Source organism: Nocardioides terrae (genome assembly GCF_900112345.1).
GTDB lineage: Bacteria > Actinomycetota > Actinomycetes > Propionibacteriales > Nocardioidaceae > Nocardioides > Nocardioides terrae.
On the sequence record NZ_FOLB01000013.1, the window covers coordinates 1 to 16936 of the forward strand.

The 16936-nt window shown below is 70.6% G+C and carries 20 protein-coding genes; 4 read left to right on the forward strand and 16 right to left on the reverse strand.

What is annotated here, in order from left to right; translation table 11 throughout:
- On the reverse strand, positions 1-158 hold a 158-nt coding region (locus BM236_RS15725), incomplete at its 3' end, for a helix-turn-helix domain-containing protein (RefSeq protein WP_245750380.1).
- A 258-nt stretch (positions 159-416) separates the two neighbouring features.
- Between BM236_RS15725 and BM236_RS15730 the strand changes: the two genes are divergently transcribed.
- Positions 417-1820 (forward strand): S1C family serine protease, encoded by a 1404-nt coding sequence (locus tag BM236_RS15730; protein WP_091125734.1) that lies wholly within the window; start codon positions 417-419, stop codon positions 1818-1820.
- A gap of 75 nt (positions 1821-1895) precedes the next feature.
- On the opposite strand, the gene BM236_RS15735 is transcribed toward BM236_RS15730, so the two are convergent.
- Together BM236_RS15735 and BM236_RS15740 are read right to left on the reverse strand one after the other, a co-directional pair.
- Positions 1896-2915 carry a GNAT family N-acetyltransferase gene (locus tag BM236_RS15735; protein WP_091125736.1) on the reverse strand — a complete coding sequence of 340 codons (1020 nt, stop codon included), beginning with the start codon at positions 2913-2915 and terminating at the stop codon, positions 1896-1898.
- Entirely contained in the window at positions 2912-4588 is a 1677-nt protein-coding gene (locus tag BM236_RS15740; protein ID WP_091125738.1) for an ABC-F family ATP-binding cassette domain-containing protein, read from the reverse strand. The genes BM236_RS15735 and BM236_RS15740 overlap by 4 nt, the downstream gene beginning before the upstream one ends.
- 91 nt (positions 4589-4679) lie before the next feature.
- Between BM236_RS15740 and BM236_RS15745 the strand changes: the two genes are divergently transcribed.
- Together BM236_RS15745 and BM236_RS15750 are read left to right on the forward strand one after the other, a co-directional pair.
- Complete coding sequence (locus BM236_RS15745) at positions 4680-5657, forward strand: alpha/beta hydrolase (protein ID WP_245750369.1); 978 nt, start codon at positions 4680-4682, stop codon at positions 5655-5657.
- Between the two features lie 70 nt (positions 5658-5727).
- A complete protein-coding gene (locus tag BM236_RS15750; protein WP_245750370.1) occupies positions 5728-7020 on the forward strand; it encodes a cytochrome P450 in 1293 nt (430 codons plus the stop codon).
- A 4-nt stretch (positions 7021-7024) separates the two neighbouring features.
- Here the strand turns inward: BM236_RS15750 and BM236_RS15755 are convergent, their stop codons facing one another.
- Both BM236_RS15755 and truA read right to left on the reverse strand, forming a co-directional pair.
- Positions 7025-7627, reverse strand: coding sequence for a class I SAM-dependent methyltransferase (locus tag BM236_RS15755; RefSeq protein WP_091125740.1), 603 nt, complete (start codon positions 7625-7627; stop codon positions 7025-7027).
- A complete protein-coding gene (gene truA, locus BM236_RS15760) occupies positions 7620-8459 on the reverse strand; it encodes a tRNA pseudouridine(38-40) synthase TruA (RefSeq protein WP_217645375.1) in 840 nt (279 codons plus the stop codon). The genes BM236_RS15755 and truA overlap by 8 nt, the downstream gene beginning before the upstream one ends.
- Positions 8460-8496: 37 nt before the next feature.
- Here truA and BM236_RS15765 point away from each other — a divergent pair, with 37 nt between their 5' ends.
- The gene (locus BM236_RS15765; RefSeq protein ID WP_091125743.1) at positions 8497-9237 is read left to right on the forward strand and encodes a DUF72 domain-containing protein; all 741 of its coding nucleotides are present in this window, start codon (positions 8497-8499) and stop codon (positions 9235-9237) included.
- Between the two features lie 2 nt (positions 9238-9239).
- On the opposite strand, the gene BM236_RS15770 is transcribed toward BM236_RS15765, so the two are convergent.
- From BM236_RS15770 to BM236_RS15820, 11 genes are all read right to left on the reverse strand, one after another.
- On the reverse strand, positions 9240-10001 hold the full coding sequence (locus BM236_RS15770) for an amino acid ABC transporter ATP-binding protein (protein ID WP_091125746.1): 762 nt from the start codon (positions 9999-10001) through the stop codon (positions 9240-9242).
- Positions 9991-10653 (reverse strand): amino acid ABC transporter permease, encoded by a 663-nt coding sequence (locus tag BM236_RS15775; RefSeq protein WP_091125749.1) that lies wholly within the window; start codon positions 10651-10653, stop codon positions 9991-9993. The genes BM236_RS15770 and BM236_RS15775 overlap by 11 nt, the downstream gene beginning before the upstream one ends.
- The gene (locus BM236_RS15780; RefSeq protein WP_091125752.1) at positions 10654-11490 is read right to left on the reverse strand and encodes an amino acid ABC transporter substrate-binding protein; all 837 of its coding nucleotides are present in this window, start codon (positions 11488-11490) and stop codon (positions 10654-10656) included. It lies immediately after the preceding gene.
- A gap of 194 nt (positions 11491-11684) precedes the next feature.
- Positions 11685-12290, reverse strand: a complete 606-nt coding sequence (gene rplQ, locus BM236_RS15785) for a 50S ribosomal protein L17 (protein WP_091125754.1) — start codon at positions 12288-12290, stop codon at positions 11685-11687.
- A gap of 133 nt (positions 12291-12423) precedes the next feature.
- Complete coding sequence (locus BM236_RS15790; protein WP_091125756.1) at positions 12424-13440, reverse strand: DNA-directed RNA polymerase subunit alpha; 1017 nt, start codon at positions 13438-13440, stop codon at positions 12424-12426.
- A gap of 114 nt (positions 13441-13554) precedes the next feature.
- Positions 13555-14163, reverse strand: a complete 609-nt coding sequence (gene rpsD / locus BM236_RS15795; protein ID WP_091125759.1) for a 30S ribosomal protein S4 — start codon at positions 14161-14163, stop codon at positions 13555-13557.
- A 35-nt stretch (positions 14164-14198) separates the two neighbouring features.
- Complete coding sequence (gene rpsK, locus BM236_RS15800; protein ID WP_091125760.1) at positions 14199-14606, reverse strand: 30S ribosomal protein S11; 408 nt, start codon at positions 14604-14606, stop codon at positions 14199-14201.
- A 103-nt stretch (positions 14607-14709) separates the two neighbouring features.
- Positions 14710-15087, reverse strand: a complete 378-nt coding sequence (rpsM, locus tag BM236_RS15805) for a 30S ribosomal protein S13 (protein ID WP_091125763.1) — start codon at positions 15085-15087, stop codon at positions 14710-14712.
- Between the two features lie 158 nt (positions 15088-15245).
- Entirely contained in the window at positions 15246-15359 is a 114-nt protein-coding gene (rpmJ, locus tag BM236_RS15810) for a 50S ribosomal protein L36 (RefSeq protein ID WP_004008316.1), read from the reverse strand.
- A gap of 29 nt (positions 15360-15388) precedes the next feature.
- Positions 15389-15610, reverse strand: a complete 222-nt coding sequence (gene infA / locus BM236_RS15815; protein ID WP_026145687.1) for a translation initiation factor IF-1 — start codon at positions 15608-15610, stop codon at positions 15389-15391.
- Between the two features lie 228 nt (positions 15611-15838).
- Positions 15839-16906, reverse strand: coding sequence for an LLM class flavin-dependent oxidoreductase (locus tag BM236_RS15820; RefSeq protein WP_245750371.1), 1068 nt, complete (start codon positions 16904-16906; stop codon positions 15839-15841).
- Positions 16907-16936: the final 30 nt, after the last annotated feature.

The window sequence follows — 16936 nt, forward strand, 5'->3', positions numbered from 1 at the left end:
TTCGGTTGACGGTGCGGACGGGAGGACCGATCCAGCATCCCGGCTGGCCCTTCGGCCTCGTAGCGATCAGCCCACTTCTTCGCGGTCTTCCACGACACGTCGAAGCGCTCGGCGGCGCGCGGGATCTTCCAGCCCCCGTCAACGATGAGTCGGGCCATCTTGAGGCGGGCGCGAGGGGTCAGGGCGGCGTTGGCATGAGTAGCGTGGGACACGAAGGCCTCCTTTGGTGGCGGAGCGGTTTCTCAACAGCTCCACTCCACACCGGGGAGGCCTTCACCCACCTACACCTCAGATCGTGTCGTCACACGATCTCGACCAACGTGCCTGGGCATCACAACTAGATCACCCGCAGACTCTTCTCAGCCACCCAGTTGAGTCTCAGCGTGGTCACAGACTCGGGGGTCACAGTGGTTGACATGACCCACGAGCCCGAGCACCCGGCCGGAGAGTCCGAGCCGACCCAGCAGTTCACGCAGCCGATCAACACCGGCGGCTACCCCGGCCCGACGGGTCCCCCGCCGTCCAGCAACCCCTGGCTCTTCGGCGACCAGGGCGCGACCACCCCCCTCGAGCAGCCGGCGCAGCCGGCGCCGGCCGAGCAGCCCGGCCGTCGGAACGAGCGACGCCGTGGCCGCGCGGGTGTCGTCGGTGGCCTCGCCGCCCTCGCCCTCGTGGTCGGCGGCGGTGCCGGGTACGGCGGCGCAGCGCTGTGGAACGACACCCACGACGACTCCACGACCTCGAGCGTGTTCTCCGGCTCCGGCAGCTCGGGAACGACGACCGCCACGAAGGCACCCACGGGCAGCGTCCAGGCGGTCGCCCAGTCGGTGCTGCCGTCGGTCGTCAAGATCGAGGTCGCCGGCCCCCAGGAGTCGGGGTCCGGCTCGGGGATCATCCTCACCTCGGACGGCACCATCCTCACCAACAACCACGTGGTCGAGGTGGCCGGCGACAGCGGCAAGATCCGCGTCGACTTCAACGACGGCAGCTCGGCGTCCGCGACGATCGTCGGCACGGACCCGCTCACCGACACCGCCGTGATCAAGGCCGAGGGGGTCTCGAACCTCAAGCCCGCAACCATCGGCGACTCGTCGGCACTCGCGGTCGGCCAGAGCGTGATCGCGATCGGATCTCCGTTCGGCCTCGACTCCACCGTGACGTCCGGCATCGTCAGCGCCCTCGACCGCCCGGTCAACGTGGGCGTCGACGCGTCGAACAACGCCACCGTCTATCCCGCCATCCAGACCGACGCGGCGATCAACCCCGGCAACTCCGGCGGTGCGCTGGTCGACATGGACGGCAAGGTGGTCGGCATCAACGCCTCGATCCGCAGCACCGGCTCGGTCGGCGGCGAGGCCGGCTCCATCGGCCTCGGCTTCGCGATCCCGATCAACGAGGTCAAGGCGGTCGTCGACCAGATGGCCAAGGGCGAGACGCCCACCCACGCCAAGCTCGGCATCTCCGTGCAGGACGTCGGTGCGTCCCAGCAGAGCCAGCAGCAGCCGGACCAGGGCGACCCGCTCGACCCCTTCGGGCAGCAGGATCCCCAGCAGCAGCCGGACAACGTCTCGCCGTTCAGCAGCAACGGTGCCGAGGTCCGTGAGGTCGGCGACGGCTCCGCGGCCGAGCAGGCCGGGATCAAGGCGGGCGACGTGATCACCAAGGTCGGCGACCACCTGATCGTGGGCTCCGACTCGCTCGTCGCGACCGTCCGTTCCTACCGTCCGGGCGACAAGGTCTCGGTCACCTACACCCGCGACGGCAAGGAGCACTCCGTCGACGTCACCCTCGACTCCGACGCGGGCTCAGCCAAGTCCTGACCCGCCTGAGAGGGCATGACCCCGCGGCTCCGTCTCCGGCCGCGGGGTCATGCTCTGTCGTGGCGGACTCGGCAGTCAGGCCAGCTTCTTCTGGAACTCCCCGAGCCGCTCGGTGGGCACGAACCCGAGCTCGTCGTTGACGGCGACCATGTGCGCGTTGGACTCGGCGTTGTAGGTCAGCAGCCGCCGCGCCTGCGGCCGGGTCGCCTGCAGCTGCTGCAGGTTGGCCACCTTCACCGCCACGCCGAGCCGGTGGCCGCGGTCCTCGCGACGGACGAGCGTGCCCCACTGGTAGACGATGTCGGGCTGCAGCAGCGGCACCATCAGCAGCGTGTACGCCGCCAGCCGACCGTCCGACCGCAGGGCGACGGTGTGCAGGGTGGCCCGGCGCTGGCGCTTCGTCAGGCGCTCGTCCTCCCGGACGACCGCGACGTCGGCGACCTGGGGCTCGATGTCCAGGTCGCCCATCGGGGCCTCGGTGTCGAGGCTCGCGTTGAGCTCCGCCCACTCGCCGACCAGCTCCTCGGGAACCGGACCGACCCAGCTGCGCAGCGTGTAGCCGGCGGAATGCTCGGCGGCATCGGCCGCGAGCCGTCGGAGGAGCTCGTCGGCGACCGGCAGCGGGAGCTGCCGCTGCACGTCGCCGAGCGCCAGGCCGAACCCGTGGGCGCGCGCGAACTCCGGTCCGGGGCCGGACCCGGTCGGCCCGTCGGCGTACGGCCAGGCGACCTCGGCGAGGACCGACGTGCGCCCCTCGGCCCGGATCAGCCCCTCCAGGTGGGCGAGCATCGCCGAGCCGAACCCGCGCCGGCGCTCCTCGGGGAGGACGTAGATCTCGACGTCGCCACGCCAGCGGTTGTCGAGCAGCGGGAGGGCCAGCCAGCCCGCAACGACCACCCGGCCGTCGACGAGCCCGGCGTAGGCCTCCTGCCGCCACTCCCGCGACGGCTCGGTGAGGAAGACATCCATGTCGTGGCGCAAGTAGGTGACGGCGTTGTCGCCGCGGCCGAACCCGTCGGCCGCGGCGTAGGTGGCGTACCACTGGTCGAAGAGGGCATCACCGGGACGGACCTGCACGATCTCGGTCAGCGTCATCGGACCCGGTCCACCCGTCCCTCGTCCCAGACCGGCTCGGGCGACTCGTAGACGGTGCCGTCGGCGCCGTAGACGAGGAACCGGTCGAAGTCGCGGGCGAACCAGCGGTCGTGGGTGACCGCCAGGACGGTGCCCTCGAAGGCCCGCAGGCCGTCCTCGAGCGCCTCGGCGGACTGTACGTCGAGGTTGTCGGTCGGCTCGTCGAGCAGGAGCAGCGTCGCGCCGGAGAGCTCGAGCAGGAGGATCTGGAAGCGGGCCTGCTGACCGCCCGACAGCGATTCGAAGCGCTGCTCGGCGCTCGCCGACAGCTCGTAGCGGTCGAGCACCCGCGACGCCTGCTCGCGACCCATCCCCTCGCGCCGCTCGTCGCCCCGGTGGAGGACCTCCAACAGCGTGCGCCCCACCAGCTCGGGGTGCTCGTGGGTCTGCACGAACCAGCCGGGCCGGACCCGGGCGCCGAGCTTGGCGAGGCCGCGGTGCCGGACCGGCTCGATCCTGACGTCGCCCACCGGCTCGTGCTCCTTGTCGGGGCGGCTACCTCCGGCCGCGAGCAGCCGCAGGAAGTGCGACTTCCCCGAGCCGTTCGACCCGAGCACGGCCACCCGCTCGCCGTACCAGACCTCGAGGTCGAAGGGGCGCATCAGGCCGGTCAGCTCCAGCGACTCGCAGACGACGGCGCGCTTGCCTGTCCGCCCGCCCGTCAGCCGCATCGTCACCTGCTGCTCGCGAGGCTGCTCGGTCGGCGGGCCGGCCTGCTCGAACTTCTCCAGCCGGGTGCGCGCGGCCTGGTAGCGGGAGGACATGTCGGAGTTGTAGGCCGCCTTCTGCTTGTACATCAGCATCTGCGCGCGCAGCTTGGCGTGCTCCTCGTCCCAGCGCTTGCGCAGCTCCTCGAAGCGGGCGAACCGGTCGCGGCGCGCCTCGTGATAGCTCGCGAAGCCGCCCGGGTGGGTCCAGACCAGGTTGCCCGCGTGCCCGAGCTCGACGGTCACGACCCGCGTCGCGGTGTTGGCCAGCAGCTCGCGGTCGTGGCTGATGAAGAGGATGGTCTTCGCGGACTCGCGGATGCGCTGCTCCAGCCAGATCTTGCCGGGCACGTCGAGGTAGTTGTCCGGCTCGTCGAGGAGCAGCACCTCGTCGGGGCCCCGGAGGAGGTACTCGAGGACGAGTCGCTTCTGCTCGCCGCCCGAGAGCGTCCCGAGGGAGCGGAAGCGGGCGCGGTCGTAGGGCAGCGAGAGCGCCGCCGTCGTGCAGACGTCCCACGTCACCTCGAGGTCGTAGCCGCCCGCGTCGGCGTACTCGGCCAGCGCCCCGGCGTAGCGGATCTGCGTGCGCTCGTCGTCGACCTCCATCAGCGCGAGCTCGCACGCGTCGACCTCCGTCGCCGCCTTCCGGATGCGCGCAGGCGCGACGCTGAGCAGCAGCTCGCCGACGGTGGTGGCGCCCTCGCCGACCTTCTGCCTCATCACGCCGAGCCCACCCGTCCGTACGACGGCGCCGGCGGTCGGCACGAGGTCGCCGGTGACGATCCGCAGCAGCGTCGTCTTGCCGGCCCCGTTGGCGCCCACGAGAGCGACCTTGGCGCCCTCGCCGACCCGGAAGGAGACGTCGTCGAGGAGCACCCGGCCATCCGGGAGCTCGTAGCGGACGTTGGCGACCTCGACGTGTCCCACGAACGGAGATCCTCCCGTGTCGGCGCGATGCGGGCATCACCTTTTCAGGCGTGCCGCCCTCTGCAGCGAGGACAGATGCTAGACAAGCACCGTGACCGACACGAACCACGCGCCGCGCCCGAGGCTCGACCCGGACCTCGACCCGGAGCTGGCCGCGCTCCTCGGCTTCCTGGCCGATTCCGGGCAGCCGCCGATGTCTGAGCAGACGGCCGCACAGGCGCGGGCCGGCTTCCGCGCCCTCAGCGTCGACCTGCGGGACGCGTCGCTCCTGCCCGTCCTCGAGTCGGTGCGCGACGTGACCGTCCCGGGCGGCGCCGGTGACCTGGCGGCCCGGGTCTACCGCCCCCGCGCCGGCGAGCTGCCCACCATCGTCTTCTTCCACGGCGGCGGCTGGGTGATCGGCGACCTCGACACCCACGACCTGACCTGCCGCACCCTCGCCCGTGACGCCGACGCGGTCGTGGTGAGCGTCGACTACCGGCTCGCGCCGGAGCACCCCTTCCCCGCCGCCGTCGACGACGCCGAGGCCGCGACACGCTGGGTGGCCGAGAACGCCGCCGACCCGTCCGCCGGTCTCGGTGGCAGCGCCGTCGTCGCCGTCGGCGGCGACAGCGCGGGCGGCAACCTCGCGGCGATCGTCGCGCAGACCTTCCGCGACGAGGGCCGTCCCCTCGGCGCGCAGCTGCTGCTCTACCCGGCCACCGACCTGGTCACCGAGCACGCCAGCCTGGTCGAGAACGCCGAGGGCTACTTCCTCGACGCGCCCAGCATCGCCTGGTTCTTCGAGCAGTACGTCGGCTCGGCCGACCCGACCGACCCCCGGCTCTCGCCCGCGCTGGGCGACCTGGCCGGCCTCGCGCCCGCCGTGGTCGCGGTGGCGCAGTTCGACCCGCTACGCGATGCCGGGACGGCGTACGCGCGCGACCTGGAGGCGGCCGGGGTCCCGGTCGAGCTGCACAGCTTCCCCGGCCTCATCCATGGCTTCGCCGACATGGGACGATTCTCCAAGGCCGCACAGGCGGCCGTCGAGCAGACGTTCGCGGCGATGCGGACCCTCCTGCACCCCTGAGAGGACCTGACTCTCAACCAGGGAGGAACCCGATGGTGGATTCTCAGATGCGTCGACAAGACTGTTGCCCATGAGCTCGATGTCGTGGGTGCCTGCTCCGCTGCGCCGGCGCGTGCTGCGCCTGGCGATGCGTCGACAGGCATCACCGCTGCCGGACATCACCACGCTGAAGCGGGTGCCCGAGCACCTGACCTTCCCCCTGCGCCGGCACGCGATCGACCCGGTCCCACAGCTGGCCGAGCAGCGCGCCGAGGACCCGGTCACGCTGCTCGGCAGCGTGCTGGGGCTCGACATCTGGCTCGTCAGCGGGCACGAGGAGGCGCGCCGGGTGCTGGCCGACTCCTCGTCGTACTCCAACGACATGCGCCACCTGCTCGGCTCCCGCTCCCGCAGCGACGCCGAGGGCATCGGCGGGCTGGGGATGACCGACCCACCCGACCACACCCGGCTGCGCGGCCTGCTGACGCCCGAGTTCACGATGCGCCGGCTGCGCCGGCTCGACGAGCTGATCGACCGCATCGTCGCCGACGCCCTCGACCGCCTCGAGGAGAAGGGCCCGGTCGTCGACCTGGTCGAGAACTTCGGCTTCGACATCCCGTTCCGCGTGATCTGTGAGCTCCTCGGCATGCCCGAGGAGGTGCGCGACGAGTTCCACGACCTCGGCGTCGCCCGCTTCGACGTCAGCCAGGGCGGAGGCTCCGCGTTCGGCGCCGCCACCGAGACGCGCTCCTTCCTCATCGACATGGTCCGCCGCGAGCGGGCCGACCCCGGCGACGGGCTCATCGGCGAGCTGGTGCGCACCAAGGGCGACGAGTACGACGACGTCGAGCTCGGCGGCCTGGCCGACGGCGTCTTCCTGGGCGGCTACGAGACGTCGGCCTCGATGCTGTCGATGGGCGCCTACGTGCTCACCCAGCAGCCGGCTGCCTACGCCGCGCTGCGCTCGGGCGACCGCGGCCAGATCGACGTGGTCGTCGAGGAGCTGCTGCGCTACCTCTGCCCGGTGCAGATCGCCTTCCCACGCTTCGCCCGCGAGGACCACGACCTCTTCGGCCACCGGGTCAAGAAGGGTGCCGTCGTGGTCGTCTCCCTGACCGGGGCCAACCGTGATCCGCAGGCGGTGCCGCACCCGGAGCAGTTCGACCTGCGCAACGCCGACACCCAGCACTTCGCCTTCGGCCACGGGCTGCACCGCTGCGTCGGCGCGGAGCTGGCCCGGATGGAGCTCCGCGCGGCCCTGACCGGCCTCGCCACCCGCTTCCCGGGCCTCGCGCTCGCCACCGAGGACGTCGCCGAGCTCGGCTTCCGCGACCTCTCGATCGTCTACAGCCTCGACCGGCTCCCGGTCCGGCTCCGCCCCTGACGCCCTACGGCTCGGCGCGACGGGTCTCCAGGACGCGGAAGCTCTTCGCGCTCGCCAGCCGGGTGGTCGGGTAGCCCTGCTCGGTCAACCAGCGCTGCAGGCTGTCGGCGCCCAGGTTCTTCCCCACGACCATCACCGCGCGGCCGTCAGGGGCCAGGCGTGGCAGCCAGGTCAGCAGCAGCTCGTGGAGCGCCTGCTTGCCGATCCGGATCGGCGGGTTGCTCCAGATCTCGTCGTACTCGCCGTCGTCGGGGTCGGTGGTGACCGCGCGGTAGTTGGTGAGGCCGAGCGAGGCGGCGTTCTCGTTGGCGAGCAGCACCGCGCGCTCGTTGACGTCGACACCTGTGACCCGCGCGCCGGACACCGTCGCGGCGATGGCGAGCCCGATGACGCCGTAGCCACAGCCCAGGTCGAGGATCCGGCCGGGAGCCGGCGGCTCGGTCTCCCGGAACAGCACCGAGGTGCCGATGTCGACGCGGCCCTGGGCGAAGACACCGCTGCCGCTGACCAGGTCGAGCTCGCTCCCCCACACCGCGGCGGTCAGCGGGATCCGCTCGAACGCGACCGACGGGTCGGCGGTGAAGTAGTGCTCGGTCTCGTCACTCATCGATCGCCTCCCGCTTCGCCCTGGTCTGCTCCGCACGCGCCTCCAGCTCGGCGTCCGCCGGATAGCCGACCTCCTCGAGGGTCAGCCCCCGCGGCGACGCCGCGTGCACCGCCGAGGTCCGGATCGGGTGCCCCAGCACCTCACGCGCCCAGCCGATCTCCTTGCGCCCCTCACCGATCGCGAGCAGGCAGCCGACCAGCGCACGCACCATGCCGTGACAGAACGCATCGGCCACCACGCGGGCGACGGCCACGCCGGTCTCGTCCCGCTCCCAGACCAGGGTCTGGATCGTCCTGATCGTGGTCGCGCCCTCGCGCGCCTTGCAGAAGCCGGCGAAGTCGTGGAGGCCGATGAGGTCCACGGCCGCCACGTTCATCAGCGACAGGTCCAGCGGCCGCGGCCAGTGCAGCACGTGGTGGCGCCGCAGCGGGTCGTACGCCGCCGGGGCGTCCGCGATCCGGTAGGCGTAACGCCGCCACAGGGCGGAGAAGCGCGCGTCGAACCCGGGCGCGGCCTCGCTGGCGCGGTGGACGCGCACGTCGGCCGGGAGCATGCCGTTGAGCCGCCGGACGAGGGCGTCGAGCGGCGGCTGTGCCGACCGTCCGGTGCCGGTCGCGACGACCGCGTCGTCGACGTCGACGTGGACCACCTGACCCCGAGCGTGGACGCCGGTGTCGGTGCGGCCGGCGCACGTCACCCGGAGCGGCTCGGAGAGCCGGAACGCCGTCGTCAGCGCGGCCTGGAGCTCGCCCTGGACGGTTCGCAGCCCCGGCTGGGTCGCCCACCCGTGGAAGTCGGTGCCGTCGTAGGCGAGGTCGATCCGGATCCGCACGGCGGTCATCCTTCCATCCGGTGGATACAGGTGCCGCATGGACGGCGTGCGGATCGGGACGTCGGGGTGGACCTACGACCACTGGGCGGGGAGGTTCTACCCCGGGGGGCTGGCCCGCGCCCGCTGGCGCGACTTCTACGCCTCGCGGTTCGACACCGTCGAGCTCAACGCGTCGTTCTACCGCTGGCCCGGCATCCGGCCGTTCCAGGGCTGGGCACGGTCGCTTCCGGACGGGTTCGCGCTGTCGGTGAAGGCGTCGCGCTGGCTCAGCCACGGCCGGCGGCTCAACGACCCCGAGGGCGCCTGGGCCGACCGGCTCACCGCCGCCGCGCGGGCGCTGGGCGACCGGGCCGGCGTGGTGCTGGTCCAGCTGCCCGGCGACCTCGAGCGGGACGGGGACACCACGGCGCGGCTCGACGCGTTCCTGGCCCGGATGCCGGCCGACGTCAAGGTGGCGATGGAGCTGCGGCACCCGTCGTGGGACGGCGACGAGGTCGCCGCCATGCTGGAGAAGCACGGGTCGGCGTACGTCGTCACGCACGGCACCGGGCTGCACACCGTCCTGCGGGCGACCGCGCCGTTCGTCTACTGCCGCTGGCACGGGCCCACCGACCGGCCGCTGTACGCCGGCCGCTACTCGGCCGAGGCGCTGCAGGAGTGGGCCGACCGGATCAGGGCGTGGCGTGCGGAGGGCCGTGAGGTGTGGGGCTACTTCGACAACGACGGCTCCGGATATGCGCCGGAGAACGCCCGGGAGCTGCTCGACCTGTTGGGCTGACGTCAGAACGGCCGCAGCAGCCGCTCGACGAACTGCCGGGTCCGCTCCTCGCGCGGCTCGCGGAGCACCACGCCGGCCGGACCGCGCTCGACGATGCGTCCGCCGTCGAGGAAGACCACGTCGTCGGCGACGTCCCGCGCGAAGGCGAGCTCGTGGGTCACGATCAGCATCGTCCACCCCTGCTGGGCGAGCTCCTTGATGACGCCGAGGACCTCGCCGACCAGCTCGGGGTCGAGTGCGGAGGTGGGCTCGTCGAAGAGGAGCAGCCGGGGGCGGAGCGCGAGCGCGCGCACGATGCCGACGCGCTGCTGCTGACCGCCGGAGAGGCGCAGCGGCGATGCGTCCTCCCGGGCGGCGAGGCCGACCCGGTCGAGGAGCGCGCGTGCCTCGGCGACCGCCTCGTCCCGCGGCCGGCCCTGCACCCGGACCGGCCCCTCGATCACGTTCTGCAGGACGGTCAGGTGCGGGAACAGGTTGTGCTGCTGGAAGACCATCGCGCTCTGCCGACGCAACCGGTCCTCGGCCGCGCGGTCCTGGCGGGCGCCGAAGTCGACGGCGACCTCGCCGATGCGCACGGTCCCCCCGTCCGGCCGCTCCAGCCCGTTGAGCGAGCGCAGGACCGTCGTCTTGCCCGACCCGGACGGGCCGATGAGCGCGACCACCTGGCCGGCGTCGACCGAGAGGTCGACGCCGTCGAGCACCACGTGGTCTCCGTACGCCTTGTGCAGGCCCGCGACCTCCAGCAACGGATCCTCAGACGGCATGACGCTCCAGCCTCTTCTCCAGACGGGACTGCCCGGCCGAGAGCAGCAGGCAGATGGCCCAGTAGATGGCCGCGGCCTCGATGTAGACGACCAGGAACTGCGAGCTCTGCGAGGCGATCTCCTGCCCGCGGCGGAACATCTCACCCACGAGAACGAGCGAGGCGAGCGAGGTGTCCTTGACCAGGCTGATGAAGGTGTTCGAGAGCGGGGGGACCGAGACCCGGGCTGCCTGCGGCAGGATGATGCGGCGCAGCGTGGTCGACCTGGTCATCCCGATCATGTGGGCCGCCTCCCACTGGCCGCGCGGCACGGACAGGATCGCCGCACGCACGATCTCGGCGGCGTACCCGCCCACGTTGAACGAGAACGCCAGGATCGCGGTCGGCCACGGGTCGAGCGTCACCCCCACCTCGGGCAGGCCGTAGAAGATCACCAGCAGCTGCACCAGCAGCGGGGTGCCGCGCACGATCGACACGTACGCCCGTCCCGGCCCGGACAGCCACCTGTGCCGGCTGATCCTCATCAGGGCGACGACGATGGCGATGGTCAGGCCGAGCGCGAAGCTGATGAGCGAGAGCGGGATGGTGCCGAGCAGGGCGCCCTTGACCAGCGGCCAGAACGCCCGGCGCAGCAGCTCGTAGTCGAGGTCCACTTACTTGGTCACGTCGGCGCCGAAGTACTTCTGCGAGATCTGCGCCAACGTGCCGTCCGCCGCCAGGTCCGCGAGTGCCTTGTCGACGGCGGCGACCAGGTCGTCGCTGCCCTTGCGGAAGGCGAAGGCGTTGTGCGACACGTCGTCGGTCGTGGCCGCGATCTTGAGGCTGTCGTCCTTCTCGGTCTTCTGCCAGTCGAGGAAGGTGAGGTTGTCGTTGACCGTCGCGTCGACCCGGCCCTGCTTGAGCAGCGCGACGGCCTGCGCCCACCCCTCGATCGGCTCCACCTTCGCACCGGCGTTCTTGGCCAGCTCGTACCAGTTGCTGGTCAGGCTCTGGGCGGTCGTCTTGCCCTTGAGGTCGGCGAAGGACGAGATGCTGTCGTCGTCCTTCTTGGTGACCACGACCCCGGGGCTGACCGTGTACGGCGTCGAGAAGGCGTACCGCGCCTCGCGCTCGGGGTTGATCGACACCTGGTTGCCGATCACGTCGAACCGGGCCGAGTCCAGGCCCGCGAAGATCGCGTCCCACTGGGTCTCGACGAAGTCCACCTTGACGCCCAGCTTCTCGCCGACGGCTCGGGCGATCTCGACGTCGAACCCGGTGAGCGGGCCGGTGCCGTTCTCGTGGAAGCTGAAGGGCCGGTAGGTGCCCTCCGTGCCGACGGTCAGCACCCCGGCCTTCCGGACGGCGGCCAGGGTGCCGGCGCCGGCGGAGGCGGCGGGCTTCGAGGCCGCCTTCCCATCGGTGCCGCGTTCGGCGGGCTCGCCACACGCGGCGAGCACCATGCCGACGGCGAGCAGCAGGGAGAGAGGGACGAATCGACGCAGTCGCATGGGAAGAGCTTTCGTTGTATATGACTAGATCGATCGACACACCATATCGATCGGAACGGCACCGGTCCGGATCCATGGACCGGCCACCCGCTCAACACCCCGGTGCCCACGCTGCTTCCCGCGAACGCGGGCGGGAACGCAACGAGGGCCCGTCACCTGTCGGTGGCGGGCCCTCGTGAGGTGGTGGGACAGGCTCAGGCCTGCTCCTCCTCCGTGGTCTCCTCGGTCGCCTCAGCGGCCTCGGTCGACTCCGCGGCCGGAGCCTCCTCGGTCGCCTCGACGGCCTCGTCGACAGCGTCCTGCTGCTCGGCGACGACGCTCTCGGGCACCGTCTCCTCGGTCAGCTCGGTCGGAGCCTCCTCGGCCACCGGAGCGGCCTCGGCAGCCGGAGCGGCCGGAGCAGCCTTGGCCTGGGACTTCGACGCGGCCGGCTTCGGCTGGTAGGCCTCGGTCACGAGCTCGATGACCGCCATGGGGGCGTTGTCGCCCTTGCGCGGACCGATCTTGGTGATCCGGGTGTAGCCACCAGGACGCTCGGTGAACGTCTCAGCGATCTCGGTGAAGAGCTTGTGGACGACGCCCTTGTCGCGGACGGTCTTGAGGACCTCGCGACGGTTGTGCAGGTCGCCCTTCTTGGCCTTGGTGATCAGCTTCTCCGCGACCGGGCGCAGCACGCGCGCCTTGGCCTCGGTGGTGGTGATCCGGCCGTGCTCGAACAGCTGGGTGGCCAGGTTCGAGAGGATGAGCTTCTGGTGCGCCGGGCTGCCGCCGAGGCGGGCGCCCTTCTTGGGAGTAGGCATCTGCCTCTTCCTTCCTCTCCGGCCGTACTAGGTACCGGGGTAGACGGCCCGCGGGGTGCGGGCCGGTTTTGATGGTTCAGACGTCATGCGCCCTGGCGGTCAGAGCGACCAGGACGCATGACGTCCGAGGGGATCAGTACTGCTCGTCCTCGACGAAGGCGTCGTCGTCATCGTCGCCGTAGGCGGCGAGGGCGGCGGTCGGGTCGAAGCCCGGAGCGCTGTCCTTGAGGGACAGGCCCATCTCGTGCAGCTTCGCCTTGACCTCGTCGATCGACTTGGCGCCGAAGTTGCGGATGTCGAGCAGGTCCTGCTCCGAGCGGCTGATGAGCTCACCCACGGTGTGGATGCCCTCGCGCTTGAGGCAGTTGTAGGACCGGACCGTGAGCTGCAGGTCCTCGACCGGAAGGGCGAGGTCCGCGGCGAGCTGCTCGTCGACGGGCGACGGGCCGATGTCGATGCCCTCGGCCTCGACGTTGAGCTCACGGGCCAGGCCGAAGAGCTCGACCAGCGTCTTGCCGGCCGACGCGATGGCGTCGCGCGGCTTGATCGACGGCTTGGTCTCGACGTCGATGACCAGCTTGTCGAAGTCGGTGCGCTGCTCGACACGGGTCGCCTCGACCTTGTAGGACACCTTCAGCACGGGGCTGTAGATCGAGTCGACCGGGATCCGGCCGATCTCGTTGTCGGCGCCCTTGTTCTGCACGGCCGAGACATAGCCGCGGCCACGCTCGACGACGAGCTCGAGCTCGATCTTGCCCTTGTCGGACAGGGTCGCGATCTTCAGGTCGGCGTTGTGCACCTCGACGCCGGCCGGCGGGGCGATGTCCGCAGCGGTGACGTCACCGGCGCCCGACTTGCGCAGGTACATGGTGACGGGCTCGTCGTGCTCGGAGGAGACGACCAGGCCCTTCAGGTTCAGGATGATCTCGGGCACGTCCTCCTTGACGCCCTCGATGGTCGAGAACTCGTGGAGGACGCCGTCGATCTTGATGCTGGTGACGGCGGCGCCGGGGATCGAGGACAGGAGCGTACGACGAAGGCTGTTGCCGAGCGTGTAGCCGAAACCCGGCTCCAGGGGCTCGATGACGAACCGCGAGCGGAACTCGTCGACGGACTCTTCCGACAGGGTGGGGCGCTGTGCGATGAGCACTGGTTCTTTCCTTTCCGGGCCTACCCGCTATATGACAGGCCCGAACTCCGGGGTGGTGACGGAAGTATGTCGACCGGCACCCCCGTCCTTGCGGTCAGGGGTGCCGGGCGGCGATCACAGCTTCGAGTAGTACTCGACGATGAGCTGCTCCTGGATCGGGAGGTCGATCTGGGCCCGAGTCGGGAGCTGGTGGACGAAGACGCGCATCCGGCCGGGGACGGCCTCGAGCCACGCGGGGACGACGCGCTCGCCGTGGGTCTCGCGAGCCACGATGAACGGGGTCATCTCCAGCGACTTCTCACGGACGTCGATGACGTCGTGAGCCGAGACCTGGTAGGACGGGACGTTGACCTTCTTGCCGTTGACCAGGAAGTGGCCGTGGACCACGAGCTGGCGGGCGTGACGGCGGGTGCGGGCGAAGCCGGCGCGGTAGACGACGTTGTCCAGGCGGCTCTCGAGCAGCTGGAGGAGGTTGTCACCGGTCTTGCCGGGACGGCGGTGCGCCTCGGCGTAGTAGTTCGCGAACTGCCGCTCGAGGACGCCGTAGGTGAAGCGGGCCTTCTGCTTCTCCTGCAGCTGCGAGCGGTACTCGCTCTCCTTGATCCGGGCGCGGCCGTGCTGGCCCGGAGGGTAGGGGCGGCGCTCGAAGGACGAGTCACCACCGACGAGGTCGACACCGAGACGGCGCGACTTGCGGGTCATGGGGCCGGTGTAACGGGCCATGTTCTCTCAGTCTCTCTTTCAGTCTCGGGTCGGGATCAGACGCGACGGCGCTTGGGCGGGCGGCAGCCGTTGTGCGGGGTCGGCGTGACGTCCTGGATGGTGCCGACCTCGAGGCCGATGGCACCGAGCGAACGGATCGCGGTCTCGCGGCCCGAACCCGGGCCCTTGACGAAGACGTCGATCTTCTTCATGCCGTGCTCCATCGCACGCCGACCGGCGGCCTCGGCGGCCATCTGCGCGGCGAACGGGGTGGACTTGCGCGAGCCCTTGAAGCCGACGGTGCCGGCGCTGGCCCACGAGATCACCGCACCGGTCGGGTCGGTGATCGTGACGATCGTGTTGTTGAACGTGCTCTTGATGTGAGCCTCGCCCTGGGCGACGTTCTTCTTCTCCTTGCGGCGGACCTTGGTCTTCGCCGCAGCCTGACGGCTCTTGGGAGGCATTCAGTAACTCCTGTGTTGGCTGGTCTGTGAGATCAGGGAAGGACAGCGATTCGCTGGTCGAGTAGCCCGCGAGGAACGAGCGGGCGTATCGAGACCAGTCAGATCACTTGGCCTTCTTCTTGCCGGCGACGGTGCGCTTCGGGCCCTTGCGGGTGCGCGCGTTGGTCTTGGTGCGCTGACCGCGGACCGGGAGGCCCATGCGGTGGCGACGACCCTGGTAGCTGCCGATCTCGATCTTGCGACGGATGTCAGCCTGGACCTCACGACGGAGGTCACCCTCGATCGTCAGGTTGCGGCCCTCGATCTCCTTCGCCAGGGCGACCAGCTCGTCCTCGGAGAGGGCGTGGACGCGGGTGTTGGGGTCAACACCGGTTGCGGCCAGGAGCTGCTGGGAGGTGGTACGGCCGATGCCGTAGATGTAGGTGAGTGCGATCTCGACGCGCTTGTCACGCGGGAGGTCGACACCAACGAGGCGTGCCATGTGGATTCCTTCGGTTTCAGCTTCAGGTGTCGATCGACGTACGTCTCAGGTGGCGCCCGAGCTCTGGCCTGAAGCTCCAGAGGTGGTTTCCCGCGGCGGTCCCGCGGGTAGTACGTCGAGGTTGGTATTCAGTTATGAGCCCCGGAGGGCGGTGCGGATCAACCCTGGCGCTGCTTGTGGCGCGGGTTCTCGCAGATGACCATGACGCGGCCGTGGCGACGGATCACCTTGCACTTGTCACAGATGGGCTTGACGCTGGGGTTGACCTTCATGGTCAGCCTCTTTCTTGATCGGCTGTCGGTTACTTGTACCGGTAGACGATCCGACCACGGGTCAGGTCGTAGGGGGACAGCTCCACCACCACGCGGTCCTCGGGGAGGATCCGGATGTAGTGCTGACGCATCTTGCCGCTGATGTGGGCGAGAACCTTGTGGCCATTGCTCAGCTCGACGCGGAACATGGCGTTCGGCAGGGCCTCCGTGATGGTGCCCTCTAGCTCGATCACGCCTTCTTTCTTCGGCATGCCCTCTGCAATCTGTTGGTCGGTGTCTTACGGTGGTCGTGCATCGGACCGGGAACCTCGTCCTCGCTGCCAGCAGCGAGATCGTGGACCTCGTGAAGCCGCCCGGCGCACCTCAATCCCCAGCAGAGCTCGGGCAGCCGCGAGGCACGGCGGGACAGACCCACGTTGGGCCGACACACCAGTCTAGGTCGGCGCGCAGGTCACACCCAAATTGCGGCGTGGACCGGGCTACTCGGCCAGCAGCCGCAGGGTCAGCTCGCGGCCGGGCGCACGGCGCGGGTCGGCGCCCGCGCGGGCACCCGCCACGGGGTGGACCATCACCTCGTCCACGCCGTAGTCGGCGGCGAGCTCGGCGATCCGCCCCCGTGCATACGCCGGGTCGCCGATCACCCACCGCTCGCGCATGGTCTGCAGCAACCCCTCGTGGGCCTCGGCGACCTGCACCTTCTCGGCCTCCTCGACCAGCCGCTGGGCGTCGAGCGGCTGGCCCGTGCGCAGCGCCAGCATGCTCAGCAGCTGGGGCAGCGCGAGCCGCTCGGCCTCCACCGCGGTCTCGGCGGCGACGGCGTTGATCGTGAGGAACGTGCGGGGCTGGGACAGCTCCGGCGACGGCTGGAACGTGGACCGGTAGAGCTCGAGCGCCTGCAGGGTTTCGGTGCGGGAGCCGGAGAAGTGGTGGGCGAACACGTAGGGCAGCCCCTTCTCGGCGGCGAGCCGGGCCGAGTAGTCCGACGAGCCGAGCAGCCAGACCGTGGGCACCCCGGCGGCGGCCGGAGTCGCGCGCAGTGGGTGCCGACGCCCACCGACCGAGACCGAGACGCCACCAGTGTCCATCATGGCGAGCACGTTCTCGACGTACTCAGGGAAGTGGTTGACGGTCTCCTCCGCGTCCGCCGGTCCCCCGTGACGCAGCGCCCACGCCGTCACCTGGTCGGTGCCGGGGGCGCGGCCGATGCCGAGGTCGATGCGGCCGGGGAAGGCGGCCTCCAGGAGCGCGAACTGCTCGGCGACGACGAACGGCGCGTGGTTGGGCAGCATGACACCGCCCGACCCGACCCGGATCCGCTCGGTGGCGCCTGCTAGCAGGCTGATCAGCACCGGCGGGTTGGTCGCGGCGACGGCCGGCATGTTGTGGTGCTCGGCGACCCAGTAGCGGGTGTAGCCCAGCTCGTCGGCGACCTTCGCGAGCCCGACCGAGGCGGCGATGGCGTCAGCGGTGCTCTGGTCGCTGCGGACGGGGACGAGGTCGAGGACGGAGAGGGCGGGAGTCACCTCGGAGCAACGACGACGGGCCACGGGATGTTCCGTAGGGTGGGCGCCCGGTCA